The 26,181-nt window shown below is 38.8% G+C and carries 22 protein-coding genes and 1 riboswitch; of the genes, 7 read left to right on the plus strand and 15 right to left on the minus strand.

The window, feature by feature from the left end:
• Window positions 1–313 precede the first annotated feature (313 nt).
• Window positions 314–2,302 (minus strand): phosphomethylpyrimidine synthase ThiC, encoded by a 1,989-nt coding sequence (gene thiC / locus ACSLUO_RS01450; RefSeq protein WP_448245539.1) that lies wholly within the window; start codon window positions 2,300–2,302, stop codon window positions 314–316.
• Between the two features lie 150 nt (window positions 2,303–2,452).
• Window positions 2,453–2,552: riboswitch (TPP riboswitch) on the minus strand.
• A 150-nt stretch (window positions 2,553–2,702) separates the two neighbouring features.
• On the minus strand, window positions 2,703–3,353 hold the full coding sequence (grxB, locus tag ACSLUO_RS01455; protein ID WP_448245540.1) for a glutaredoxin 2: 651 nt from the start codon (window positions 3,351–3,353) through the stop codon (window positions 2,703–2,705).
• 121 nt (window positions 3,354–3,474) lie between these two features.
• On the opposite strand from grxB, the gene ACSLUO_RS01460 reads away from it, so the two are divergent.
• From ACSLUO_RS01460 to ACSLUO_RS01480, 5 genes are all read left to right on the plus strand, one after another.
• Entirely contained in the window at window positions 3,475–4,257 is a 783-nt protein-coding gene (locus ACSLUO_RS01460; RefSeq protein WP_448245541.1) for a TSUP family transporter, read from the plus strand.
• 128 nt (window positions 4,258–4,385) lie between these two features.
• On the plus strand, window positions 4,386–5,534 hold the full coding sequence (gene nagX, locus ACSLUO_RS01465; RefSeq protein ID WP_448245542.1) for a transmembrane glucosamine N-acetyltransferase NagX: 1,149 nt from the start codon (window positions 4,386–4,388) through the stop codon (window positions 5,532–5,534).
• Between the two features lie 191 nt (window positions 5,535–5,725).
• Window positions 5,726–6,919 carry an efflux RND transporter periplasmic adaptor subunit gene (locus ACSLUO_RS01470; RefSeq protein WP_448245543.1) on the plus strand — a complete coding sequence of 398 codons (1,194 nt, stop codon included), beginning with the start codon at window positions 5,726–5,728 and terminating at the stop codon, window positions 6,917–6,919.
• 3 nt (window positions 6,920–6,922) lie between these two features.
• On the plus strand, window positions 6,923–10,087 hold the full coding sequence (locus ACSLUO_RS01475; RefSeq protein WP_448245544.1) for an efflux RND transporter permease subunit: 3,165 nt from the start codon (window positions 6,923–6,925) through the stop codon (window positions 10,085–10,087).
• Window positions 10,088–10,271: 184 nt separating this feature from the next.
• Entirely contained in the window at window positions 10,272–11,171 is a 900-nt protein-coding gene (locus ACSLUO_RS01480) for a phosphoribulokinase (protein WP_448245545.1), read from the plus strand.
• 121 nt (window positions 11,172–11,292) lie between these two features.
• On the opposite strand, the gene speD is transcribed toward ACSLUO_RS01480, so the two are convergent.
• The 12 genes from speD to ACSLUO_RS01540 form a co-directional block, all read right to left on the minus strand.
• Entirely contained in the window at window positions 11,293–12,102 is an 810-nt protein-coding gene (gene speD, locus ACSLUO_RS01485) for an adenosylmethionine decarboxylase (protein ID WP_448245546.1), read from the minus strand.
• Window positions 12,103–12,393: 291 nt separating this feature from the next.
• Window positions 12,394–12,744: a DUF3802 family protein gene (locus ACSLUO_RS01490; RefSeq protein WP_448245547.1), complete on the minus strand. Its 351-nt coding sequence runs from the start codon at window positions 12,742–12,744 to the stop codon at window positions 12,394–12,396.
• Window positions 12,745–12,836: 92 nt separating this feature from the next.
• Window positions 12,837–13,655 carry a DUF1338 domain-containing protein gene (locus ACSLUO_RS01495; protein WP_448245548.1) on the minus strand — a complete coding sequence of 273 codons (819 nt, stop codon included), beginning with the start codon at window positions 13,653–13,655 and terminating at the stop codon, window positions 12,837–12,839.
• An 18-nt stretch (window positions 13,656–13,673) separates the two neighbouring features.
• A complete protein-coding gene (gene astD, locus ACSLUO_RS01500) occupies window positions 13,674–15,140 on the minus strand; it encodes a succinylglutamate-semialdehyde dehydrogenase (RefSeq protein WP_448246156.1) in 1,467 nt (488 codons plus the stop codon).
• 12 nt (window positions 15,141–15,152) lie between these two features.
• The gene (gene astA / locus ACSLUO_RS01505; protein ID WP_448245549.1) at window positions 15,153–16,169 is read right to left on the minus strand and encodes an arginine N-succinyltransferase; all 1,017 of its coding nucleotides are present in this window, start codon (window positions 16,167–16,169) and stop codon (window positions 15,153–15,155) included.
• Window positions 16,170–16,266: 97 nt separating this feature from the next.
• Window positions 16,267–17,484, minus strand: a complete 1,218-nt coding sequence (locus tag ACSLUO_RS01510) for an aspartate aminotransferase family protein (protein WP_448245550.1) — start codon at window positions 17,482–17,484, stop codon at window positions 16,267–16,269.
• A gap of 144 nt (window positions 17,485–17,628) precedes the next feature.
• Entirely contained in the window at window positions 17,629–18,774 is a 1,146-nt protein-coding gene (locus tag ACSLUO_RS01515) for an HDOD domain-containing protein (RefSeq protein ID WP_448245551.1), read from the minus strand.
• A gap of 58 nt (window positions 18,775–18,832) precedes the next feature.
• Window positions 18,833–19,429 (minus strand): anthranilate synthase component II, encoded by a 597-nt coding sequence (locus ACSLUO_RS01520; RefSeq protein ID WP_448245552.1) that lies wholly within the window; start codon window positions 19,427–19,429, stop codon window positions 18,833–18,835.
• Between the two features lie 79 nt (window positions 19,430–19,508).
• On the minus strand, window positions 19,509–20,438 hold the full coding sequence (locus ACSLUO_RS01525) for a 5-oxoprolinase subunit C family protein (RefSeq protein ID WP_448245554.1): 930 nt from the start codon (window positions 20,436–20,438) through the stop codon (window positions 19,509–19,511).
• A complete protein-coding gene (gene pxpB, locus ACSLUO_RS01530) occupies window positions 20,431–21,177 on the minus strand; it encodes a 5-oxoprolinase subunit PxpB (RefSeq protein WP_448245556.1) in 747 nt (248 codons plus the stop codon). Before pxpB ends, ACSLUO_RS01525 begins: the two co-directional genes overlap by 8 nt.
• Window positions 21,178–21,211: 34 nt before the next feature.
• A complete protein-coding gene (locus tag ACSLUO_RS01535; protein WP_448245558.1) occupies window positions 21,212–21,970 on the minus strand; it encodes a 5-oxoprolinase subunit PxpA in 759 nt (252 codons plus the stop codon).
• 25 nt (window positions 21,971–21,995) lie between these two features.
• Window positions 21,996–23,240, minus strand: coding sequence for a YcbX family protein (locus ACSLUO_RS01540; protein ID WP_448245560.1), 1,245 nt, complete (start codon window positions 23,238–23,240; stop codon window positions 21,996–21,998).
• A 228-nt stretch (window positions 23,241–23,468) separates the two neighbouring features.
• Here ACSLUO_RS01540 and mpl point away from each other — a divergent pair, with 228 nt between their 5' ends.
• Together mpl and ACSLUO_RS01550 are read left to right on the plus strand one after the other, a co-directional pair.
• Window positions 23,469–24,842 carry a UDP-N-acetylmuramate:L-alanyl-gamma-D-glutamyl-meso-diaminopimelate ligase gene (gene mpl / locus ACSLUO_RS01545; RefSeq protein ID WP_448245561.1) on the plus strand — a complete coding sequence of 458 codons (1,374 nt, stop codon included), beginning with the start codon at window positions 23,469–23,471 and terminating at the stop codon, window positions 24,840–24,842.
• A gap of 41 nt (window positions 24,843–24,883) precedes the next feature.
• Window positions 24,884–25,501, plus strand: coding sequence for a flavin prenyltransferase UbiX (locus tag ACSLUO_RS01550; RefSeq protein ID WP_448245563.1), 618 nt, complete (start codon window positions 24,884–24,886; stop codon window positions 25,499–25,501).
• A gap of 12 nt (window positions 25,502–25,513) precedes the next feature.
• On the opposite strand, the gene ACSLUO_RS01555 is transcribed toward ACSLUO_RS01550, so the two are convergent.
• Window positions 25,514–26,083 carry a DUF2780 domain-containing protein gene (locus ACSLUO_RS01555; RefSeq protein ID WP_448245564.1) on the minus strand — a complete coding sequence of 190 codons (570 nt, stop codon included), beginning with the start codon at window positions 26,081–26,083 and terminating at the stop codon, window positions 25,514–25,516.
• Window positions 26,084–26,181 lie beyond the last annotated feature (98 nt).

Genomic DNA, 26,181 nt, shown 5'->3' on the forward strand with positions numbered 1-26,181 from the left:
TTATTAATACTCGTTATCTAGGGTCTGTTTATCTTCTTTTAATAATTCAGCTGAGAGAGAAAATCGTTTTAATCAAGGCTGAAATTATGTTGTTTAGTCAACTAAACCAATAATTTTTAACGCCCAGTAAAGCGATTTTAGCCTCAGCCCTCAGTGCATAGTGCAATGGCTATTTTGTGCGCTAGCTGCATTAGAATTTCACTCATTTGGAATTCACGCATTTGGAATAAGCAAACAACCTTCATTCTGCTGTGCTATCACTTAAAATAGCCGATTGCTGAAAATATAAACAAAGTTCAATAGACCCTAGCCGTTATTTGGCTGGATGATAAATTTCACTACCGGTTGCTTTAAATTCAGCTGACTTTTCAGCCATGCCTTTTTCCATTTCCGCTTGCGCTTCACTGGCATCTAAAACAATGGTTTCATCCAATAACTGTATTTCTATTTTATTGTGAGAGTCTTGCTCTGCCGCATAATCACGTACTTCTTGTGATATTTTCATTGAACAGAACTTAGGACCACACATTGAACAGAAATGCGCTACTTTACCTGATTCTTGCGGTAACGTTTCATCGTGGTAGGCTTTGGCTCTTTCTGGGTCTAAACCGATATTAAATTGATCGTACCAACGGAATTCAAAACGTGCTTTACTCATCGCGTTATCACGAATTTGAGCACCTGGGTGACCTTTAGCTAAATCACCAGCATGGGCGGCAATTTTATAGGTCATTAAACCTTCTTTAACATCTTCTTTGTTTGGTAGGCCTAAATGCTCTTTTGGCGTTACATAACAAAGCATGGCACAACCGTACCAACCAATATTAGCGGCACCAATACCTGAGGTAATATGATCATAACCTGGCGCAATATCTGTAGTTAGTGGCCCTAATGTGTAGAAAGGCGCTTCGCCACAATGCTCAAGCTGCTCTTCCATGTTTTCTTTGATCATGTGAAGTGGAACGTGACCTGGGCCTTCAATAATCGTTTGCACGTCATGTTTCCAAGCGATCTTTGTTAATTCGCCTAAAGTACGTAATTCAGAAAATTGTGCTTCATCGTTCGCATCAGCGACAGAGCCAGGACGTAAACCATCACCTAAAGAGAACGAGACATCGTATTGTTTTAAAATTTCACAAATGTCTTCAAAGTGAGTGTATAAAAAGTTTTCTTTATGGTGTGCTAAACACCATTTCGCCATAATTGAACCACCACGAGAAACTATACCGGTAACACGCTTCGCCGTCATTGGTACATAACGTAATAATACACCGGCGTGAATAGTGAAATAATCAACACCTTGTTCGGCTTGTTCAATTAACGTATCGCGGAAAATTTCCCATGTTAGGTCTTCTGCAACACCGTTTACTTTTTCTAATGCTTGGTAAATTGGCACAGTACCAATTGGCACTGGCGAGTTACGTAAAATCCATTCACGGGTTTCATGAATGTTACGACCAGTTGATAAATCCATAACTGTATCTGCGCCCCATTTGGCAGACCATACTAGTTTTTCAACTTCTTCTTCAATGCTTGAAGTCACCGCTGAATTACCAATGTTGGCGTTCACTTTAATTAAAAAGTTACGACCGATGATCATCGGCTCACATTCAGGATGGTTAATGTTTACTGGAATAATAGCGCGACCACGAGCAACTTCATCACGAACAAATTCAGGGGTAATTTGCTCTGGAATGCTAGCACCAAAAGACTGACCTTTGTGCTGCTGGGTTAAGATGGCGTCTTTAACTTCTTCACGTTTAAGGTTTTCACGAATGGCAATATATTCCATTTCAGGAGTAATAATACCTTGGCGCGCGTAATGCATTTGGGTAACGTTTTTGCCTTTTTTAGCGCGAAGTACTTTTGGTAGGTGTTCAAAGCGTAAATGATCTAACCCTTCGTCAGCTAAACGTTGTTGGGTATAGACAGAGGTTTTTGAGTCTAAGTATTCAACATCATCACGACCTTCAATCCAGCTTTGGCGTAAACGCGGAATACCTTTGTGAACGTCTATTTCTACGTTTTCATCAGTATAAAAACCAGAAGTGTCATAAACACATAAAGGTTCGTTTTTTTCATACTGTGGATTATTTTTATCACTGCCTGGTAATAAAGTGTCGGTTAAGGTGATTTCACGCATACCTACTTTAATATCGTGAATTTTGCCAGGCACGTAAACTTTTTTAGAATTTGGAAATGACTGATCTGAAACGTTTTTAAGAAAAGCTGCGGCAGCTTCACGTTTTTCACGTCGGGTCGCAGGCGCGTTGTTATCGGCCTTGGTTGAATCAATACTCATGTGTCTCTCACCTGATGTTTAAACTTTTTAAAGTAAATAAATTAGGCGGAGTGATGCTTAAGCTGTTAGCTTTATTTTTGGCTTTTACTGAATGAATAATAAAATATTATTTACTCAGTAGGGTGTATAAACGAGGAGTAACATGAAGTAAGAAGTTACTCTCTTGTTCCCTTCGCAGATGCTAATCTGAATCAGGTTCTACGGATCCCGCTTTCGCGATCTCAGCCTTTTGGCACTCCGACAAGTCTAGGATCATTGATTATGCTAATTGCATAATTCAGTGATCGTCAGCAATATACCTTAATCGAGTCACTGCAAGCAAGCTTCTTTCAAGAGAAAAGGCGATAAACTTATGCTTATCGCCTTTAAAAAGAGATTAAGTTAATAACTTAAAAAACGATTATTGCGCAATATGATCGTAAGTGGGGATCTTAGTTTTTGCTGAAAAATAATCAATATAAGCACGAATTTTTGCCGGAATGGCTAAACCCTTAATTAAGGTTATAGACCGTAAACGGCCAAAAACATCAATGTCGTCAAGCGATAAACTTGGGTTAACACTTTGCTCGCTATGCAGTAGCGGCTCAAGGTTTAATAATTGTGCTTCTAATTCTGCTTGATAGCTTGGCGTGTTAGCCAAGGCTTCGGCAAATGAGCCAATGTCTTTTTCTTTTTTGTTTTGAAAATAATCACGTGCACTTTGGCTTTGAAACTCGCCTAACGGAGCTTTAACCCAACGTGGGTAAAGTAACTGTCTAAACAAAACACTGTTGTCTTTTATCCAGTTTGCTAAATCTTGACGATTAGCTGAAGGTGCAAAGATGGGGTTACCGTCAAGTTCATCTAAGTAAGTGACAATATCCATACTTTCGCCCAGAAACGAGCCATCTGCTTTTTCTAATATTGGACAAACTTTTGCGCCGATCATGGCAATCGGTGTGGCTTCGTCATCATTAGGTAACACCACAAGCTCTAACGGGATATTTTTCATCGCAAAAGGCATACGTGCGCGAACACAGTAGGGACAATGGTCATATACAAATAGTTTCATATTTCGCTAGCTATCAAAGAAATTTGTTGCCAAGAATACTCGGCTAGCGAATAAATGTCATTAGCTTATAGCCATAATGTCTTTATAATGCGCAGGTTTTTATTTGAAGGATCTTTGTTTGATGGCTGATTTAAGTGTTATTCAATATTTGCTGATTGCGCTGGTATTTGTTTGGAGTGGTTTTGTCCGTTCAGGCTTAGGTTTTGGTGGCGCCGTATTGTCTTTACCGTTTTTATTATTAATTGATAATCAGCCGCTTGTGTACTTACCATTAATTGCCGTGCATTTATTAATTTTTTCTTCGGCAACGGTTGTTACTCGTTACATCAAACAACAAAAAATGTCCGCCGGCGAAGCACAACAAGCGCAAACATCAATTAATTGGCCTTATTTAAAATATGCCTTCAGTATTATTATTATTCCAAAACTGATCGGTGTGTTTGGCTTATTAACCCTACCTACAACGGTAATGAGTACCATTATTTTTGCGATTGTTAGCTGTTATGCCATTACCTATATTTTGAATAAACCATTTACCAGTAATAAGCCTTGGTTAGATGTGCTGTTTCTCATGTTAGGTGGTTATATTAGCGGTACCAGCTTGATTGGCGCGCCATTAATTATTGCGGTAATTGCTAATCACGTAAATAAATATCAGCTACGTGATACCTTGTTTGTTTTATGGTTTGTATTAGTGACCATAAAAATGTCGATGTTTGTTTATTTAGGCATTGATCTGCAACTTATTCATCATTTGTGGTTATTACCAGCAGCAACCGTTGGCCATTTTATTGGTTTGCACTTTCATCAGCGTTTATTAGCGGGTGAACAAGCGAAATTTTATCGCTTGTTGGGCTGTGTCTTATTGCTAATAAGCGGTATTGGTTTATATCAGCTTTTTTAACGCTGTTTAGCCACAAGAGATTATTTGCATTTTTGTTCTCATCAATAGATACTTCGCTAGATAAATGACAGCGATGTCATTTATCTAGCGAAAACTCGATAGGGTTATTTTTTTAAGTGGGAATGATTATGACGAACAGTAATCAGCAAACGGTTAATCCGCCTTCAAACAAAGCGCGGCTTTTATCTATTGATGCCCTTCGTGGTTTCGACATGATTTGGATTTTAGGTGCAGAAGGGCTGTTTGCAGCATTATTTTTATTAACCGGTTGGTCAGTTTTTAGTGTTTTAGCTGAGCAAATGCTACATAGCCAGTGGCACGGTATAACGGCATACGACATTATTTTTCCGTTATTTATATTTTTATCGGGTATTAGCTTAGGTTTGTCGGCTAAACCATTAGCACATTACCCTCAACCGCAACAATTTCAGCTGCAGCTAAAAGCGAGTAAACGCTTGGTGTTATTGTGCCTGTTAGGCATTGTTTACAACCATGGTTGGGGAACAGGCATACCGGCAGCAATGGATGAAATTCGCTATGTTAGCGTGTTAGGCCGCATCGCGATTGCTGGTTTTGTTGCTAGTTTATGTGTTTGGTATTTAAGTGAAAAATCTCAATGGTTAGTCGCAGTTGCGATTTTATTAGGTTATTGGCTGCTATTACGTTTTGTCACTATTGGTGACTACGGTGGTGGTGATTATTCCTCAACGGGGGCTTTGAATGCTTGGTTTGATTTACATTTATTACCCGGTGTGCGTTATCAAAATTTGGCGATAGACCCTGAAGGGCTGTTATCGAATATACCATCAATTGTGAATGCACTGGTTGGCGTATTTGTTGGTCGTTACCTTAAAAAGTATAGTGCTAAGCCGTTGTTTTTATTAACACGCTTAACCTTATTCGCGATTATTTTATTAGCTGCAGGCTACACATGGCATAGCTTTTTTCCCATTAATAAAACCTTATGGAGTAGCAGTTTTGTTTTAGTCACTTTAGGTTATAGCGTACTGGCTTTAACGCTTTTTTACGGTTTAATTGATGTTTTAAAATGGCAAAAATTTGCGCGTTTTTTTGCTGTTATTGGGGTTAACTCAATTGTGGTTTATTTAGCGACCAGCTTAATTGATTGGCGTTATACCACTAACAGTTTATTTGCGGGTTTGTTATCGAATTTTTCAGTCGCTATGCAGCAATTTTGTTTGTTAGTGCTGATGATATTTATCCAGTGGTTGGTGTTATATTGGTTATATAAACGAAATATTTTTATAAAAGTTTAAAAATTAGTTAATTTAACCAACGTAGGTTTTTTCTAGTCATTTTTAAAGTTTTATTTATTTACTGATGATTTTTTTAATTTACTGTTTAATAAGGTAAATTTATTGCGATAAGGTTTTTTTTACTTACTTTGACTTTTAGGCGTATTATTTGTAATTGCTAAGTTACTAAAAAATATCTTGAGGACAAAGTTGTGACAAGGAAAAAGCAAATATTATTACCGCTCGTTATTTTGGTGATGGGCGTTAGCGCATTTTTTGTATTTTCAGGTATGAAAAAGCCGCCAGAAGAAAAACCGAAAGTTGATAATACCCCCATTGTTTCAGTACAGGCTATTACTTTAACGCCGGTGTCATTGGATGTTGAATCACATGGTGTGGTTAGCCCTAAATATGAAACCGAGTTAGTGGCTCAGGTGAGTGGTGAAATTGTTGAGTTATCTGAGCACTTTGTGCGAGGTGGCTTTGTTAAAAAAGGCGATGTTTTAGCCAAAATAGATCCAACGGATTATCAAGCTCAGTTAATTGATGCACAGGCAAAGTTAGCCTCAGCTAAAGCTTCATTAAAACAAGAAATTGCTCATGGCAAGGTCGCTGAAAGTGAGTGGCAACATATCAAAAATGGTACACCTACCGAATTAAGTTTACGTAAACCGCAACTGGCGAAAGAATTATCTCATGTAAAAGCGGCTGAAGCTGGCGTATTGATTGCGCAGCGTAATTTAGAGCGAAGCGAAATTATCGCCCCGTATGATGCCATGATTGAAACCAGACACGTTGGTTTAGGTTCATATATTTCTACCGGAAATAAAATAGGTAAGGTTTTGGCAACTGACGTTGCTGAAATTCGTTTACCTGTGGCTGAAAACCAACTGCGTTATTTATTAAACCAAGGTGTTACTGCCAAAGTCACCTTAACCGGTAACTTTGCAGGTGAAAAAACTCAATGGCAGGCGCGTATTATTCGCAGTGAGGGCGTTATTGATAGCACCAGTAGAATGAATTACCTAGTCGCCCAAGTAGTTGACCCTTATGGGCTTAAAGACAATAAAAAAGCGATTCGTTTTGGCGCTTATGTTAATGCTCAAATTTCAGGGAAAAAAGTGCAAGATGTTGCTGTTATACCGCGCTATTTATTATCTGATAACGGGGTTGCTGTCTTAGATGAGGACAACAAGCTACGTTTTGTTGATGTTGATATTATTCGCCAAGATGGTCGTAATGTGATTGTTAGCAAGGGTTTAAAAGAGGGGGATTTAATGATCACCTCTGCGTTAAATTATCCGTTAAATGGGATGCAACTGGCGTTAGCAAAACCGACCGAACAACATGATGACCCCGTCGACCAAGATGTTGTAACCACTGAACTTGCTCAAGTTAAGGAGTAAGTAATGGCTAACTTACCTAAAATGACATCAGATGATGCAACCAATAAAGGTCTTATCGCTTGGTTTGCCCGTAATAGTGTGGCAGCCAATTTATTAATGTTATTTATTATTATTGGTGGTTTGTTAACGGCAGGCACCATTAGTAAACAAATGTTCCCACAGGTTGAAATTAACTGGCTTAAAGTTGGCGTTGCATACCCAAGTGCCGCGCCACAAGAAGTAGAAGAAGGTATTACTTTAAAAATTGAGCAAGCACTTGAAAGTGTGCAAGGTTTAGATCGTATTATTACCGAATCTTATCGTGGTTATTCTGCCGCTTATGTGCGGGTTGCACAAGCCTACGAGCCGCAAGTGGTGTTAGAAGAAGTGAAAGCGCAAATAGATGCAATTTCAAGCTTTCCTGACGGCATGGAAAAAGTACAAGTTACGCGGATAAAGTATCGTCAAGAAGTGATGTACATTAGTTTATATGGCGAACTAGAGCATCAAGACTTAAAAGCACTCGGGCTTAACATTCACAAAGAAATTCAACAACTGCCATCGGTAAATATCAGTGATTTTTATAGTGGTTTAGGCTATGAAATTTCCATTGAGGTGAGTAAAGATAAGTTACGTGAGTACAATTTAACTTTCCAACAGGTGGCTGGCGCTATTCGCCAATCGTCTCGTAATATGTCGGCTGGCCAAATTCGGGCAGAGAATGGTTATATTAATTTACGTGTAGAAAACCAAGCATATCGTGGCTACCAGTTTGAAAATATTCCAGTACTGACTTTAGCTGATGGTAGCCAAGTGTTATTAGGTGATGTAGCAAGGGTTGATGATGGTTTATGGGATGGAATTCAGTATTCGAAATTTAATGGCCAAAACTCGGTCAGTTTTTTTATTGGTGCCGCTAGTGATCAAGACATTACTAATGTTGCTGAGGTGGTGAAAAAATTCATTGCGGAAAAACAACATGAATTACCTGAAGGAGTGAATTTAGAAACTTGGGTTGATCTCACTTATTACCTTGAAGGTCGTTTGAATATGATGATCGACAATATGAAAAGTGGTGCTGTATTAGTGTTTTTAATGCTGGCATTATTTTTACGTATTCGTTTGGCGTTTTGGGTGATGATGGGCTTGCCGGTTTGTTTTTTAGGCACTTTATTCTTAATGCCAACCGAGATGGTTTCAGTCACGATAAATATTACTAGCTTGTTCGCCTTTATTTTAGTGTTAGGCATTGTGGTTGATGACGCCATTGTGATGGGGGAAAGTGCCCATGCAGAAATTGAAAAAAGTGGTCATTCGCCTGAAAGTGTTATTCGTGGTGTGCAACGTGTTGCCATGCCAGCCACCTTTGGTGTTTTAACCACCATTGCTGCTTTTATTCCTTTTTTGATGGGGGATGGACCGGAGTCTGCCGTGGGTAAAGCAATAGGTGGTGTGGTGATCTTATGTTTAATTTTTTCACTGATCGAGTCTAAGCTGATTTTGCCGGCGCATTTGGTGAAAATGAAAGTTAAACCGGAAAATAGCAATAATGTTTTAGATCGTCTGCGCAGTAACATTGATCGCGGGGTAAAACATGTAATTCATCATTTTTATCAACCACTGATCACCAAATGTGTGCATTATCGCTATGGCGTATTAGCGTTTTTTATTAGTATTTTATTGATCAGTGCCGGTTTATTTAATGGCGGTATTTTACGCTATGTTGGCCAACCTAAAATTCCTCATGACTTTCCACGTATTAATATTCAAATGAATTTAGATTCGGCTGAGCAAGCCACATTAAATACGGTGCAAACGGTAGAGTCGATTTTAGCTAACGTTGAAAAACAAATTGTCAGCGAGTATGGCAAGGGCATGACTTCAGATATTCAAGTGGATTTACGCGGTAAAAATCGGGCACAAATTATGGTGAAATTAGTGGATGAAAACATTCGCCCGATCAGCCCATTTGAATTAGCTGAGCGCTGGCGTACGGCAATACCACAATTACCGGGTGTTGAACGCTTTGAAATACAGGAAAATATTTTTGGTAACGACAGAGATTCGGGTGATATTGGTTTTCGTTTAGAAAGTTTAGACGATAGACAATTATTAGCGGCGGCCAAAGCCTTAAAAGTTAAGCTAAAAAGTATGCAAGGGGTTGGCGATGTTAACGACAGCCGAGAAACCAGCTCAAAAGAAATTCAGTTTACTTTAAAGCCTTTGGCTTACAGTTTAGGTTTAACGTTAGCGGATATTGCTTCGCAAGTGGGTTATAGCTTTTATGGGCTTGAAGCACAGCGAATTTTGCGCGATGGCGAAGAAATTAAAGTGATGGTGCGTTACCCCAATGAAGAACGCAACGCTATGGCACATGTTGATGATGTGGTGATCATTGCTAAAAATGGTACTGAGCTCCCGCTATCGGAAGTGGCTGATATTCATGTTAAGCAAGGGGTGAGTAATATTCGCCGTGAAAATGGTAATCGCACCATTAATATTTGGGGCAATGTCGATGCGAGTCAGGTTGAACCTTTTAAGTTAGCACAAGATATTCGTGATAACTTTATTCCACAGTTATTAAGAGAATACCCGTTAGTTAAAAGTGAAGTGACTGGCCGCATTCAAGAAGAAATAGACAGCGCTAATGAACAAAGTAAAAACTTTATATTGTCGTTATTGGTTATTTTTACGTTATTAGCAGTGCCGTTAAAATCATATAGCCAGCCGATCATGATCATGACGGTTATTCCATTTGGCGTGATTGGCGCAACTTTAGGCCATGTTTTATTAGGTATGGATCTTAACAACTTCTCAATTTTTGGCATTATTGCCGCTTCTGGCGTCGTGGTTAATGATTCGTTAGTAATGGTGGATTATATTAATAAAACTCGACTCAATGGTGTGAAGTTATCCGAAGCGGTAATTCATGCTGGTTGTCAGCGATTTAGAGCGATTTTATTAACCTCAATTACTACCTTTATTGGCTTAGTGCCGATTATGTTGGAAACCAGCTTGCAAGCACAAATGGTGATCCCTATGGCGGTGTCTTTAGCATTTGGGGTTTTATTTGCTACGGTGGTAACGCTAATATTAATTCCGAGTTTGTATATTATTATTGAAGATATTAAAGGCGTTTTTAGTCGCTTTCGGTTATTTAAAAAAGTGGAGAAAAGACAAATAGCTTAAGATGAAAAAATCTAATTTATCGTTAATATAGCCAGTTAACTTAGCTATAAGTCAATAAAAGCCAATAAAACGTACTCTTTAAACATTTTTGGGAGTACGTTTTGTTTATTGTTAAATAAGCATAAACTTGACCTGAAAACACTTTCACCGTATAAACTAAACTCGCTTGTTATAGGTAAACTTTATGTCATCTCGAAATCCGATCATTGCAGTCACTGGCTCCTCTGGTGCTGGAACCTCAACGACTACCGAATCTTTTGAACATATCTTCCGTTCATTAGGTATTACTAGTGCAAAAGTGGGCGGTGATAGTTTTCATCGTTATTCTCGTCAAGAAATGGATTTAGAAAAACGCAAAGCCCGCGAAGACGGTAGAAATATCAGCTATTTTGGTGATCAAGCTAATGACTTTGACGCCTTAGAAAAACTTTTCAAAGATTATTCTGAAACCGGCCGCGGTAAAATGCGTCGTTACCTCCATACTTTTGACGAAGCTGTGCCTTATAATCAAATGCCTGGCACGTTTACGCCCTGGGAAGATATTGGTGAAGGCACCGATTTATTATTTTATGAAGGGTTACATGGTGGTGTTGTCACCGAAAAAAATAATGTTGCTAGCCATGTTGATTTATTAATTGGGATGGTGCCGATTGTAAATCTTGAATGGATCCAAAAAATTGTTCGTGACACTAATACGCGCGGACACAACCGTGAATCAGTAACCGCAAGTATTGTTCGTTCGATGGAAGATTATATCTCGTTCATCACCCCGCAGTTTTCACGTACCCATGTTAATTTTCAACGTGTACCGACTGTTGATACTTCAAATCCTTTTAGTGCGAAAGCTATTCCTTCGTTAGATGAAAGTTTTGTAGTTATTCGCTTTGGTGACTCTGAGCATGTTGATTTTCCATATTATTTAAGCATGATTGATGGCGCATTTATGTCGCGAGTCAATACGCTGGTAGTACCGGGTGGTAAAATGGGCTTAGCAATGGAGTTAATATTAACACCACTTATTCGTCAGTTGATGATGAAAAAGCAAGAAGCCAATAAACAACTCGATTGGATGTCGGATTTATAACGCCTGACAATATACTAGCTATCCCGAGTTCAGGTTAGTTAACCCGAACTCGGGTTAGCTAAAACAAAAAAGGCTAACCGTGAAAATGGTTAGCCTTTTTTATTATGTAGAAATTAATTTTTTACATTTCAGGTAGATTTCTACCGTAAAATATTTCCTGCATTTCACGCTTTAATTGCGTACTAATTTTTTCTTGTTCTTGCTCGGTAAATTCATCGATACCAGAGCCAAAAATATATTTTGTTAGATCAAACTCTTTCAAAATCATTTTGGTGTGAAACAAGTTTTCTTGATATACATTGGCATCAACTAATTGATAGTTATCACAAGTATCTGGCGTTAAAAAATTCTGAATTGAATTAATTTTGTGATCAATATAATGTTTCTCACCATTAATATCACGAGTAAAACCGCGCACACGGTAATCAAGCGTAACTATGTCTGAGTCAAAACTATGGATCAAAAAGTTTAACGCTTTAAGTGGTGAGATCACACCACAAGTCGAAACTTCAATGTCAGCTCGGAAAGTTGAAATGCCATTGACAGGGTGACTTTCTGGATAAGTGTGCACACAAATGTGACTCTTATCTAAATGAGCAACAACAGAATCAGGCAATGGCCCAGGTTGCGCACTTTGATCAAAGTTTTCAGTGACCGCGGTTTCTTCTTCAGAAACTAAAATAGTAACACTGGCACCTTGAGGGTCGTAATCTTGTCTTGCCACATTAAGTACGTTGGCGCCAATAATATTACAAACCTCTTTTAATATATCGGTTAATCGATCAGCATTATATTGCTCATCAATATATTCAATATATTCTTTTTGGTGTTGTGCTGTTTTAGCATAATTAATATCGTAAATACAAAAGCTTAAACTTTTAGTTAAATTATTAAAACCATGTAGTTTTAATTTAGGTAATGGTGCAACCAAAGCTTTTTCCTCAAAAAAAAGCTTGCTGAAGTAAAACATATATCAGCAATTAATTATCTTTAAATTGTGGTTTTTGGCCACAACGCTAGTTTTTCAATATTAAAATGTAAGTGAATTTGAGCAATACATTTGGCATTAACTTTAACCTATTTTACGTTAATGGTGCAGACTATTTTTCACTTGTTAATAACGGCGGCATTTTAGCTGATAAAATCACAACGGGTTAGTTGTTTTTTACCTCAAACGCATTTAATTACTTTAAAAGGAATATTTTTTATTCGTCATTAAAGATTATGGTAGGTTGGTATGTATTTCTGTATCAAATAAGTTTTTAATTAACATAGCAAATTCATGAATAAACTGTTTTTGTTCTGTTGATACAGGGTTGTTAATGACGTTAGATAAAATTTCGTTTAGATCCGAAATAATTGAGTCAATTTCACGAATAATGGTGTTACGTTGATTAAAGGTTAAGCTTTCGTTTTGAGTACAAACCGCAATAATTTGTTCACCGAGCTGCTCTTCTAGCTCATTGATAACTGTTTGAGCGTTAGCTTCTGGAATAGCGGAGCTTTCAAATAAACTTAAATGTTCGGTTAAATACTCAATAATGTGAATATAACCTTCTGAATCAGTAACCATAAACAACTATTATAAAAGTGACATTATCTATTTACTTTACTCTGAAATTTATCACTTCACAAGTGACGGAAAAAATACAGATATTAATTGGGTTATATTTTTTTCTGATCAGTGGCTTGATTGGTACTTTCAAATATTTTATCTGCCGAGGCTTCAACAAAGCCTTGAAATAATTCACCATTTTTCATCGGATAGCGTTTAGCAAATTCATAAAAACAACTGGCAATCGTCGCTGTTCTATCACTAAAAGCAAGCGGAACTTGGTCTGCTTTAGTGGCGGATTGCTCTAACATAACCTGCTGGTTACCTTTAATTTCACCGCCTGATGAATTCAATTTAATACCTTGTTGTTTGAGTAGGCTGTTTATTTCTGCCACATCTTTAATATGGTTAAGGTGATTAATACTGACAGTAAAATGATTAGCTCTAAAGCCCCAAGCGGCTAACCAAGCGGCGTATTCGCTTTCTAATAATAAGGTTTGGTAGTCAGCATAGCTGAGCTGCCAATGGCGACCAGAATATAAAACAGCCGCCTGATGTACGATGAATTCATCGATTTGGTTTACTAATTGATTGATGATGATTTGGCTGTCTTGTGATAATTGCTCGACTAATAATTCACTGATAAATATTTTTGGTAGCTGACTGTCACTATGTTCAAAATGTTTGGCTAAGAGCTTTTTTTCTTTAAATTTATATTGCCCCTTTTCGACATAACCCAGTGCAATAAAGTGTTGACTCAATGTGGCTAAATTGACTCGTGCTAAATTAAAAGTACGAAAGGCAATGTGATCATTAATAATCACCTGATCTTTTCCAAGTAGCTGATGAATTTTGGCCGCTGTCGGAGTTACTTGTAAGTATTGTTGCCATATACGGGCTAACAGTTCGTTAATGGTGATTGAGTTCATAACAGTGCCTTTATCATGTTAGATGTGTAAGCCTGGGCTTAATTGCTCGGGTAAACTCATTTTTTTAGCTTCAAGTGACGCAACAGGGTAGCTACAATAATCGGCAGCATAATATGCACTTGCTCTATGATTACCACTGGCACCAATACCGCCAAAAGGCGCAGCGGAGCTGGCGCCGGTTAAGGGCTTATTCCAGTTAATAATACCGGCGCGAATATGCTGATAAAAGTAATCATACTCTGCTTCATCGTCAGCTAATAAACCAGCAGATAAACCAAAGCGAGTATTATTGGCTTCATCAACAGCTTGTGCTAATTCATCATATCGATAAACTTGTAATAAAGGGCCAAAATATTCGTCATCAGGTAAATTTTTTATTCCGCTAACGTCGAGGATACCTGGGGTGATAAAACCGGTATCACTGGTATGTACCATAGATACTAGCGGCTTGGCACCTAAAGCGATTAATTGTGTTTGGGTTTTTATCATAACTTCAGCTGTATGCTTGGAGATCATCGAGCCGATAAAAGGCTGTTCATGATCATTATAAAAACCGACCTTTATTGCTTTTGTTGCTTTAATTAAGGCAGTTAAAATAGCATCACCTTGTGTATTATTTCGAATAAACAGCCGACGAGCACAGGTACAACGTTGTCCGGTAGTAATAAAGGCAGATTGAATAATGTCGTGAACCGCGGCTTTAATATTGTCAACATGGCTGACTATCAGTGGGTTGTTACCGCCCATTTCTAGTGCCAGTATTTTATCGGGCCGTGCTGAAAATTGCTGATGTAGGCTATGACCTGTGGTTGAACTGCCGGTAAAAAACAAGCCGTCAATACCGGAATGTTGCGCTAGAGCCTGACCTGTGGCTTTTTCGCCTTGCACTAAATTTAATACCTGACTTGGTAAACCGGCAAGTTGCCATAGTTTTATGGTTTCTTGTGCGACCCAAGGGGTTAGTTCACTGGGTTTGAAGACCACGGTATTGCCGGCAATTAGCGCTGGAATAATATGGCCATTTGGTAAATGGCCAGGAAAATTATAAGGGCCAAAAATAGCGACAACGCCATGAGGTTTATGGCGAATAAAGGCCTTGGTACCAGCAAGTGAATTTTCAGTGATACCAGTACGCTGATGAAAAGCGGTGATTGAAATAGCGACTTTAGCGATCATGGCGGCTACTTCCGTCCGGCTTTCCCATAATGGTTTGCCGGTTTCTTGCGCGATAGTGGTGGCGAGGTGCTCTTTTTTCTCATTCAATACTTCTGAAAATCGCTCGATAATATTAATGCGCTGCTGCGAGGTTTTTGCTGACCATTCGTACAAGGCGGCACGAGCACTTTGCACGGCGGTATTAATTTGCTCATGGCTTGCTGCTTTCCCTTGCCATAATAGTTGATTGGTTGCCGGGTTATAGGAGCTAAACGTGTTGCCTTTACCTTCAAGCCAGCAGCCTTGAATAAAATGTGTTGTCTCTTTCATCATTTACCTCCATTAATTTTCGAGGATCCGCACCCAATCACCCTCTGAAACTAAAAGTTTGTCAGCAACTTCAGCGGGTAGATAAATTTGTTGGTTTAAAGCGTCAATTTCGGTTGTTACTTGTACTGCTCTAAATGTTTCAATGTTTAAATTGGCGATAATGTAGTTTTTTCCATGTTTAACATTAGCAATGTTAACCTGCATTTTTTGGCTGTTTTTAACGCTATTAATATCTTTTAATTTAGCTTCAACGGTTGGCCCAGCATCAAAAATATCAACGTAGCCACGGCGTGAAAAGCCTTCATTTTCCAGCAGCTTTAACGCCGGCGCGGTATTTTTATGCACTTCGCCAATCACTTGTTGTGCGTCTTTATTCAATAAAGAAACATAAATCGGAAATTTTGGCATTAATTCGGCAATGAAGGCTTTTTTACCGATACCGGTTAAATAGTCTGCAGTTGGAAAATCCATGGAAAAAAAGTGCTCTTCTAACCAGTTCCAAAAGGGGGAGCGGCCTTGGCTGTCAGAAACGCCGCGCATTTCGGCAATAACGGTTTTAGAAAAGCGTGTTTTATGCTCAGCCATGAACAGGAAGCGGCTTCTTGATAAAAAACGGCCATTGTTGTTAACGCGGTAGGGTTCACTTAAAAACAAGGTGCATAATTCGGCAGCGCCAGTGTAATCATTGCACAATGACAGAGTGTCGATAGTATTGTAGATATTTAATTCATGTGAGCTATGAACAACCTTGCCTAAGCGATAATGATAAAAAGCATCTTCTAAACCTACGGAAGCTTCAATACCACTGGTACCAACAACTTTTCCTGAGTTGCTATCTTCTATCACAAATAAATAGCTTTCACTTTTAGGTACTTTTACGGCTTTTTCGAATGAATGCTGTGCCCGTTCAATCCGTTTTTTAAGAATCGTTTCATTGAGGGGCAACGAAGTAAAGCCATGACCTGATTCAACAGCAATGTTATAGAGGTCGTCATAATCAGAATATTGGATGGGCCGAACAACAAGCATAAAAAAACTCAAAAAGAAAAGTAACTTGTTATATTTTAGCCTAACAAAGCACTTTTAGCTTTTTGAGTTCGATTGTTGTGTGTTATTAACCTTGGGTTTAAGCGGCAACCACTTTAGCAACGGCTTTTTCAAGTAAAGCTAAGCCTTGGTCAATATCTTCATCAGGGATAACTAATGATGGCGTGAAACGTAAAACGCTAGCACCAGCAACTAAAATCATTAAGCCTTCTGCCATGGCAGCCATTAAAAAGTCTTTGGCTTTACCTTGGTATGTTTCATTTAACTCAGCACCAATTAACAAACCTTTACCACGAATATCTTTAAATACCGCATACTTGTTATTAATCGCGGTTAAGCCATCAAAATAACGTTGTGATTTAGCTTTTACTTGCGCTAATACTGCGGGCTGACTGATCACGTCAAAAACCGCATTAGCAACAGCACAAGCTAACGGATTACCACCATAAGTACTGCCATGTGTACCAACGGCTAAATGCTTGGCAATAGCTGTAGTGGTTAACATAGCCCCAATAGGAAAGCCGCCACCTAATGATTTAGCTGAGGTTAAAATGTCAGGGGTAATGCCAAGTCCCATGTAAGCGTAGAGCTCACCTGTACGACCAAAGCCGGTTTGTACTTCATCAAAAATTAATAATGCATTGTGTTCGTCACATAAATCTCTAACGCCTTGCATAAAAGTGAGATCGGGTGAAACAACACCACCTTCCCCTTGTAAAGGCTCAATAACTACAGCACAGGTATTTTCAGACATTAATGCTTTTAAACCGGCTAAGTCGTTATAGTCAGTATGTGAAATAGCCGCAGGTTTTGGTCCAAAACCATCAGAATAAGCGGCTTGACCACCCACTGTTACGGTGAAAAAGGTTCTGCCATGAAAACCTTGATTAAAGGCAATTATTTGCGTTTTTTCAGGACCATGCTCTTCAAGCGCCCAACGACGTGCTAGTTTAAAAGCGGCTTCATTGGCTTCTGCGCCAGAATTGGCAAAAAATACTTTTTCAGCAAAAGTATGATCAACTAAATTTTTTGCTAGTTTTAACGCCGTCTCATTGGTCATTACATTTGACACATGCCAAAGTTTGTTGCCTTGTTCGTTTAAGGCATTAACTAATGCCGGATGACAGTGACCTAAACAATTAACGGCAATACCACCGGCAAAGTCGATAAATTCATTATCGTTTTGATCCCAAACGCGAGAACCTAAACCACGCACAGGAATAACATCTGATGGGGCGTAGTTTGGCACCATGACTTCGTCAAATAGTGCTCTGTTCTCAGGGAGCGAAGTGGTCATTGTTTAATCCTCGTAAAATAAATGACAATATGGGTAAATAACTTAACCCGAACTAGGATTAAGTATGACAGAAGAATAAAAAGTTGTCTTGAAAAAACTGCCGCTAGGTAAGTGATATTAAGAGCTTACTTGATGACTTTTCAGTTAGTTAAACTGCAATTTGATGTGATCAATATCAGCGCGGTTTAATTGGGCGATTTCTTTCGCTGTTAAGCCAACCGCTTTTAACCAAGTTTTTGCTTCGTCTTCATCAATTAAATCATCATTATTTAAACAGCGATAAAACACATAGGCTTTAGCTTTTAAAATTAGTTGCGCTAGTTTACACATCTTCTTACGATTATCGTTGAATGATAAATCAAACACAGCTTCAGTAACATTTAAACGATCAAAGCGCATCAGTTCAACTAATTCACCAGCTAATTTACTGCTATGGCTGGACATTAATTCAAGTAATAAGTCAGGTGTGGCTTCAATATTAGATAAGGCATCATGTAAACGTTTATCACGTTTATCATAAGCATTTTTTAGCTCTTTTTGATGGATTTCGTTATACACTTGAGTGAAAGTTCTGCTTACCGCCAAAATACCAATATTACTCATCATGCCACCAGCAAAAGCTTGGTATTCATCGATGCCTTCATTATTGGCTAAAATTTTTGTTGCCATGGCAATGGCTAAGCTGTCTTGCCATAGTTTACGTTTCATAGCGCCAAAAGGAGCCGTTGAGGCCGGCAACCAATGTTTTAAAATGAAAGTTGGCATGACCATTTTTAAATTATCTAAACCAATATAGCTGACCGCTAAATTGGGTTCAGAAACTTTAACATCAGAACGTTTCCGGTATTGTGGCTTGTTAACTAGGTTAATTAAGTTATCAGCTAACCAAGGTAAGCTATTAACCAGTGGCGTTATGCGTTTTATTGAAGCGGCTTTTACCGAGATAAGCTCAAGAATGTCGCAAGCAGCGGCTTCAATTTTTAAGGTTTGGCTAAATAATTTTTCTTTATTGTCAAATTCATCAACAATTTTTTGATGAACTTTGGTTAATAGCTTTTTTGATACTTCATTAACAAACTGTTTCTGGCCGTGTTCTTCAATCACTTTTTCTTTATTTGCCCGCTGTTCAACGGCTAATAATTCTCTGCGGCGATCGGCTTGTTCGCTGTCTTGGTATTTGGCGACAAAAACTTCACCTTTTTGACTATGAGCAAAATCCTTACTGATGGTTAAGCAAATGGCACGATGGTAAATAGCACTGATGTGTTCGTTATTTTCAAAAAATTGCATGAGTAATTGTTATTATTTGGTCAATTTTGTTATCGGCAAGTAGCGTAAAATCATTAACTTAACAGGAAGAAAAATTATTATACATAGTTAAGAAGTTATTGAGAAGCTGATGACCTTGCTCTGTTAATACCGACTCAGGATGAAATTGCACGCTCGCTATTGGCAAGGTTTTATGCTGAAGCGCCATAATTTCATGATTATTGTTGTCGTTTTCAGTGTATGCGGTGACTTCTAAACTGGCTGGTAAGGTATTGTTGTCGACAATTAATGAATGATAACGAGTTACCGTAAGAGGTTGGTTTAACTGCTGAAATAAGCCTTGGTTATTGTGGCTTACCGCACTTAATTTACCATGCATTACTTTGTCTGCTTTAATGACTTTAGCGCCAAAATGCTGGGCAATACACTGATGACCCAAACACACCCCTAAAATGGGTATTTGGCCAGCAAACTCCGCAATAGCGGCAAGAGATATACCCGCTTCATTTGGCGAGCAAGGGCCAGGCGAAATAACTAAATATTGAGGCTTTTTTTCTGCGATTTCAGCTAGGCTAATTTGATCATTTCGATAAACTTCAACCACTTGTCCTATCGCTCTAAAATAATGAACGAGATTAAACGTGAACGAGTCATAATTGTCGATCATTAAAAGCACAGCTGACCTTGTTGTATACGTTAACTAAAAAAGACGCGATATTTTATGCTGATGTTAGCTGAATTACACGTGTTATTCGTTATTTTTGATAAAAAGCTTGTAATTGTGCTTGTGCTTTTTCAATAGTTATTGGTAATAATTTTACGTTTTGGTGGGCATTGAGTTGTGCTAAACGCGGAATATCAACTTGAATAACACAGCCTAAAGTTGGATAACCACCAATGGTTTGGCGATCTTTCATTAAAATAATCGGTTGGCCGTCACTAGGAAGTTGAATGGCACCTAATGTTACGGGTTTTGATAATTGCTGTGAACTTGCGAGATCAATCGGGTTGCTACTTTTTAGTCGGTACCCCATTTTATTGCTGCTCGCTTGCAGTTGGAAAACTTGTCGGCTGATTTTTTGTTGCGCCTTTGTTGTTAATTCATGCCATAGGTGATGAGGAATAAAGCGTAATACGTGTACCGACTTTTTATCTTGTTGAAAATAATAATTTATTGCTGAAGCTATTGCTGTGCTTGGTACTGGTTTCGCAGTGATATGTTGTTCACAGGTAAATAAGTATTGTGTCGATTCTTTATTTGGCTTATTAACTTTCAACGCATTAGGTAGCTCACTGGCGCTGTCGAAATAAAGTGGGGTTTGAATACCACCACTGATACAAATATAGCTATATACGCCTGACTTAGGAGCTAATAACTCAATGTGGTCATTCGCTAATAAGTTAATTATTTGCCAGTGTTGTACTCGCACATTATTAACTCTGGGCTGGCAGTCAGCCCCGGTTATTATTATTTGGCAAGGGCTATCCACAGTAAAGGTGATTTGGCCAAAGGTGACTTCAAGTGCGGCGGCATTTAAGGCATTTCCTAGCCATTTATTACCCGATAAAAAAGCAAATTCGTCAGCGACACCACTAGCGCTAAATCCTAAATGTTGGGCATGAAAACGGCCTAAGTCTTGAACGCTGATCAGCCCCTTTTGTTTGATAATGGTTAACTTATTCATGGTCAACATTGCCACCTAACTGTTCAAATGTGGTTTTATCAATGGGCTTAAACACAACGGTATCCCCAACCGAAATCATCGGAGTAAAGTTGCCATTAGTGATACTAAACATAGCTTGTGGCGTTTGTCCCAAAATGTGCCAACCGCCAGGACTAGCACTTGGATAAACCGCAGTTTGTTGTTCTGCAATAGCAACGGCACCAGCAGGTACCTTTATTCTTGGTCGTGCTTTTCTCGGCATAACTAATGGTGGGGCTAAACTGGCTAAATAACAAAAACCAGGGGTAAAACCTAAAGCATAAGCACGATATCTGCGAGCACTATGTAAGTGGATCACTTCGTCAGTGGAGAGTTTTTTTTCTGCTGCGATGGCGGCTAAGTCCCAACCGGCGTCTTCACCATAATAGACAGGTATTTCAACAACTTTGCTAGTTGAGGTTAATGTACTAGGTTGAGTACTATTTAATATTTCGGTTAATTGTTCTATTAGTTGTACTTGGGTAACTTTTTGAAATTGATAATATAATATTAAACTATTATACGAAACAATGGTTTCAAGCAGGGCACAAGTGAAATGTTGTTTTATTGCTTGCTCAACTTGTATGATTTGCTGGTGTTGGTTTGGGTCGATAACTTCAGGCCAGGTTAACAACACCGCATTTTCAGCGACAAATTCAAGGCTGACTTGTTCAGTTAGCTGGTTATTTTGCGGTATGTGATGATTGCCTGTTGTAAACATTGCCATAACCTGAAGCTTATCCTTTGAACCCTGATTAATTGTTTTGCTTGTTTAATAATTGCCTTAAAGCAATAACTATAGCAACAGCTTCTTGATTGTCGCCATGAACACACAAAGTATCTACTTTCATGGCTAGCTTTTTACCATTTAATGACGTTAAGGTTTTGTCAGTTAATAATTGCTGGCAGCGTGTAACTATGTCATCGACATCTTCAAGTATGGCACCTTTTTCACTACGTGGAGTTAATAGGCCATTATCTTGATAACTTCGGTCGGCAAAGGCTTCAAATAACAAAGCTATTTGATACTTTTCTGCGAGAGTTTCATAAGGTTCAACATTTGGTAAAGCTTGAATTAATAACTTTAAAGGCGGTTGAGTTTTGTTGCCGATATTGTATTGGCTAACGGCTTGGCAAATAGTGTCAAAAATAGTTAAATCAGCCATCATGTCATTGTACAGGGCACCATGGGGCTTAACATAGGTTAATGGGACTTGTTGACTGAGACAAAATCCGGCCAGCGCAGAAATTTGATATTGAACAATAGCAATCAATTCATCAGGGGCATACTTGATGGAGCGCCGACCAAAACCGGCTAAATCTTGATAACTTGGGTGCGCACCAATGGTGACTTGATGTTGTTTCGCTAAGGCGACCGTTTGGCTCATGATCAAGGCATCACCAGCATGAAAGCCACAAGCTACGTTTGCCATATCAATTAATGGCATTATTTGGCTATCATTGCCTTTTTGCCAAGCCGCGAAACTTTCGCCAAGGTCGCAATTTAATTTCATAAGTTACCTAAGTTATTTTAAAAGATCAGTTTTTGGTGATGACAAGATCGGATTTTGGAATGCTACTGCAAGCTAAAATATAACCGTCTGCTTGTTCATCAGGCATTAGGCCGTCAGTGGCTAATTGCTCAACCTCACCACTTTGCAGTTTTACTTTACAGCGGCCACAGTTACCGCCGCGACAGGAATAGTGCATGATCAAACCTGCTTCTTCACCTTGCTCTAATAAGGTATCTTGTTTGTTGCCTTGATGAGAAATATTCCAGCTTTCAAATACAATATTTACTTTTTTACTCATGCTTTGCTCTGCTTCTTGTTGAGGTGTTTGTGTTAGCGTTTGGCTAATCGGGTGTTGATCAGGTGAAAGTGTATCAAAGTTGTCGGGTGTTAAGGGCTGATCAGAAAAATTTTTTCTATGCGTTTGCTCTGTTGCTTGCTCAGAGTAACTATCAGCGACTTTATGAGAAAGCACTTTTATGGCATCACCGGTTTTAATTTTTCCCATATTTAATGGGATCAAGTTTTGGCCAAAGTATACCTCGCCATCATCGCCTTTACGAAACTTAGCTAAGCTGGTTAACGGCTCGCGGCTTTTATCAAATTCGCCAGTTTTAGGGTCTACCGTGGTAAAAATACAACGGGAGCAAGGTTTGCTGACTTCGAATTCTACATCGCCTATTTTGATTTTTTGCCAACTGTCTTCAGCAAAGGCAGGGCAGTTATCAACAACTAGGTTTGGCCGAAATTGAGCCATGATATTAACTCGAGCACTGCGAGCATTTAATGCATCTAGTGAGGCTTGGCTGATCACTAATAGCGGATAACCATCGGCAAAAGCGACTTGTTTGTTGGAATTTTTAACTGGCCGTGTTGAATGTTCACCAAAAAACAGTAGCTGGCAGCTTTGCTGTAAATAGTCACTAAACCATTGATTGATATCATTTGGGCAGCACTGCGCTTGAATATCGTCATGCCAAACAGTAACCGTTTGATAATGGGCTGTGATGCTTTGATAGCGAATTATCAATTCGGGCATATTAGGCGCGGTTAATATTAAACCGTCAGCGAGTATATGTGCTTGTACTAAACAAAGTTTTGGCTGCGTTCTAGCGGTAATAAATTTGCCTTGAGGATCACTTAAAACAAATCGTCGATCACAGGCTAGCCCTAAATGATCAATCCAAGCATTTGATAGGCTAAGCCCCGCGGTTGACTTGATGGGATAGATATTAATGGCTGCTAGCGTGGCGGTATCAGTTGAAGTAGGCATTAAAATAGTTTCTAAGTTTATCGAGTAAGTGTTTAGTTCAAATAGTGAGGAAATCATTCACTTATTGCAATATAAATAATGACTCAGCCTGTCTTTTTTTATTGCTTACGGGTATATTGGAGGGCTGAATTTGAGATAGCTTGTGTCGATGTTTGATACGGGTGTAAAAATAAGCTGGATCATGCCCTTTGATATAGCTCAACCATCAATAACCAAGTAATTAAGTTAATGACAAAACATATTCATATATTAGGTATTTGCGGCACATTTATGGGCGGTATTGCCGCTATCGCAAAAGAAATGGGATTTCGAGTGTCAGGGTGCGACGCCAATGTTTATCCGCCAATGAGTACCCAGTTAGAAAGTTTAGGCATTGAATTACAACAAGGTTATTTAACCGAGCATTTGGCTGATGAGCCTGACATGGTGATCATCGGTAACTCGATGAGCCGTGGCAATATCATGGTGGAGTATGTGCTTGACCGCAATATACCTTATACTTCTGGCCCACAATGGCTATTAGAAAATGTTTTAAAAGATCGTTGGGTGGTTGCCGTTTCAGGTACTCACGGTAAAACCACAACCAGCAGTATGATCAGTTGGATTTTAGAATACGGTAAATTAACTCCTGGTTTTTTAATTGGTGGTATTCCACAAAACTTTGGTTGTTCGGCAAGATTAGGCAATATTCCATTTTTTGTTATTGAAGCCGATGAATACGACACGGCCTTTTTTGATAAGCGTTCTAAGTTTGTCCATTATCGGCCAAGAACCTTAGTGATCAACAATATGGAATTTGATCATGCCGATATTTTTGACGATCTAGCCGCTATTCAAAAACAATTTCATCATTTAATTCGTATGGTACCGGGCAATGGCTTGGTTTTAGCTAATCGAGACGAACCTCATGTGTTATCAACATTAGAACAAGGTTGCTGGACACCCATTGAAAGCACGTCTTTAATTGATGAAAAACATGGCTGGTTCGCTGAAAAATTAAAAAATGACGGTAGCCAGTTTAAAGTGTATTTCAAAGGTGTTGAGCAAGGTGTTGTTGATTGGCAATTAATTGGTGACTTTAATATTGAAAATGCCTTAATGGCGATTGCAGCATCACGCCATGTTGGCGTACCCAGTAAAATAGCTATTGAAGCTTTAGCAGAATTTATTAATACCAAACGACGTTTAGAATTACGTGGCGTGGTAAAAAACATTAGTGTGTATGATGATTTTGCTCATCATCCAACAGCTATTAGTAAAACCTTAGCGGGTTTGCGCGCTCATGTGGGTAATAATAAAATTTTAGCGGTACTTGAACCACGTTCAAACACCATGAAAGCCGGCGTGCATAAAGATACCTTAGCCGCTTCGTTAACAGACGCTGATCAAGTGTTTATATTTCAAGGTGAGCAAGTGCAATGGTCAGTTGATAGCCTAACGGCACAATGTCAGCAGCCTTGTATGGTCAGTGATGACATTGATGAATTAGTGGCAACCGTTGCCAAAATTGCAAAGCCAGGCGACCATGTGTTAGTGATGAGTAATGGTGGTTTTGGTGGTTTTCATCAAAAATTATTAACCTTTTTAGCCGGTCAATTTTAATTCATTGTTATTTTAATAACATCAGTAAGTAAGGTAACGCAGTGACAACATTTTCTAAAAAAATTACTCTCGCCATCACGGGGGCTTCAGGCTCGGCCTACGCGTTACGTTTATTGGAATGTTTAGTGGCAGCAAATTACCAAGTGTACTTATTATGCTCAAGTGCTGCTAAAGTGGTATTTGATACTGAAGTGGGTTTAAAAATACCGTCTTCACCTGATGCCGCTAGTCAGTTTTTTATCGAAAAATTTCAGGCTCAACCCGAGCAAATTATTGTTTTTGGTAAAGAACAATGGTTTTCACCGGTCGCCTCGGGTTCTGCGGCTCCCAAACAAATGATTGTTTGCCCGTGTTCAACCGGAACCTTAGCTGCGATAGCACAGGGGATGAGTGATAATTTAATTGAACGGGCTGCTGACGTGGTGATAAAAGAACGTGGACAATTAATTTTGGTGCCTAGAGAAACACCATTTTCAACCATACATTTACAGAATATGCTGAGCCTTTCACAAAACGGTGTCACCATTATGCCGGCTGCACCGGGCTTTTATCATAACCCTGAATCGATTGAAGATTTAATTGATTTTATGGTTGGTAGAATGCTCGATCATTTAGCTATCGAGCAAACCATAATGCCACGCTGGGGCTATCATAAATAGCGCTAAGTGTTTTTATTTACTAATTATGGCGTCTAAACCTTGCATTAATAAGTCTTTTGCTTGTTGACCTTGCTCAGTATCTAAATAGCTTTTAGCTTGTGAAATAAATGCAGTGATCATTTCAGGCTTTAAGCCTAATGCTTCAAATTGTTTTTTTATTTCATTGATGCTTTTTACAGAATCACTGTATTCAGAAGCTTTATCTAATAAACCGCCTAAACCTTCGCTGCTTAAGTTACTAATATCAGGTACTTTACTTAAAATACCATCAACACCAGGTAAGCTTTTTGCTAACTGACTAAAATCACCGCCTGATAAGTTGTTTTTAGCAAAGTTAACTAATGAAGCAACACCACCTTCCGCTTGTGCAGAATTAACATTAAGCGATTCAGATACTTGAGAAATCATACCCATAATATCTGGCGTTTCGGCAGCTTGTTTCGTAGCGGTTGGAGCGGTACTGGTTTGCTCTGTAGTATCACCTAGGCCAACGAGGTTTTTTAAGGAATCTAACCAGCCTTCAGCATTCGCATGGGCTGAAAAGTTTAATGTAACGAGTAATGCTAAAGCAGATTTTTTCATAAAAGTCTTTCCATAGGTAAATAAATTTAGATGGATCATAGCATGTCACTATGAAATAAAAACGAGGAAATGATAATACTTTAAGGAAAGACTAAGAT

The sequence above is a fragment of the Thalassotalea agariperforans genome (assembly GCF_053470345.1).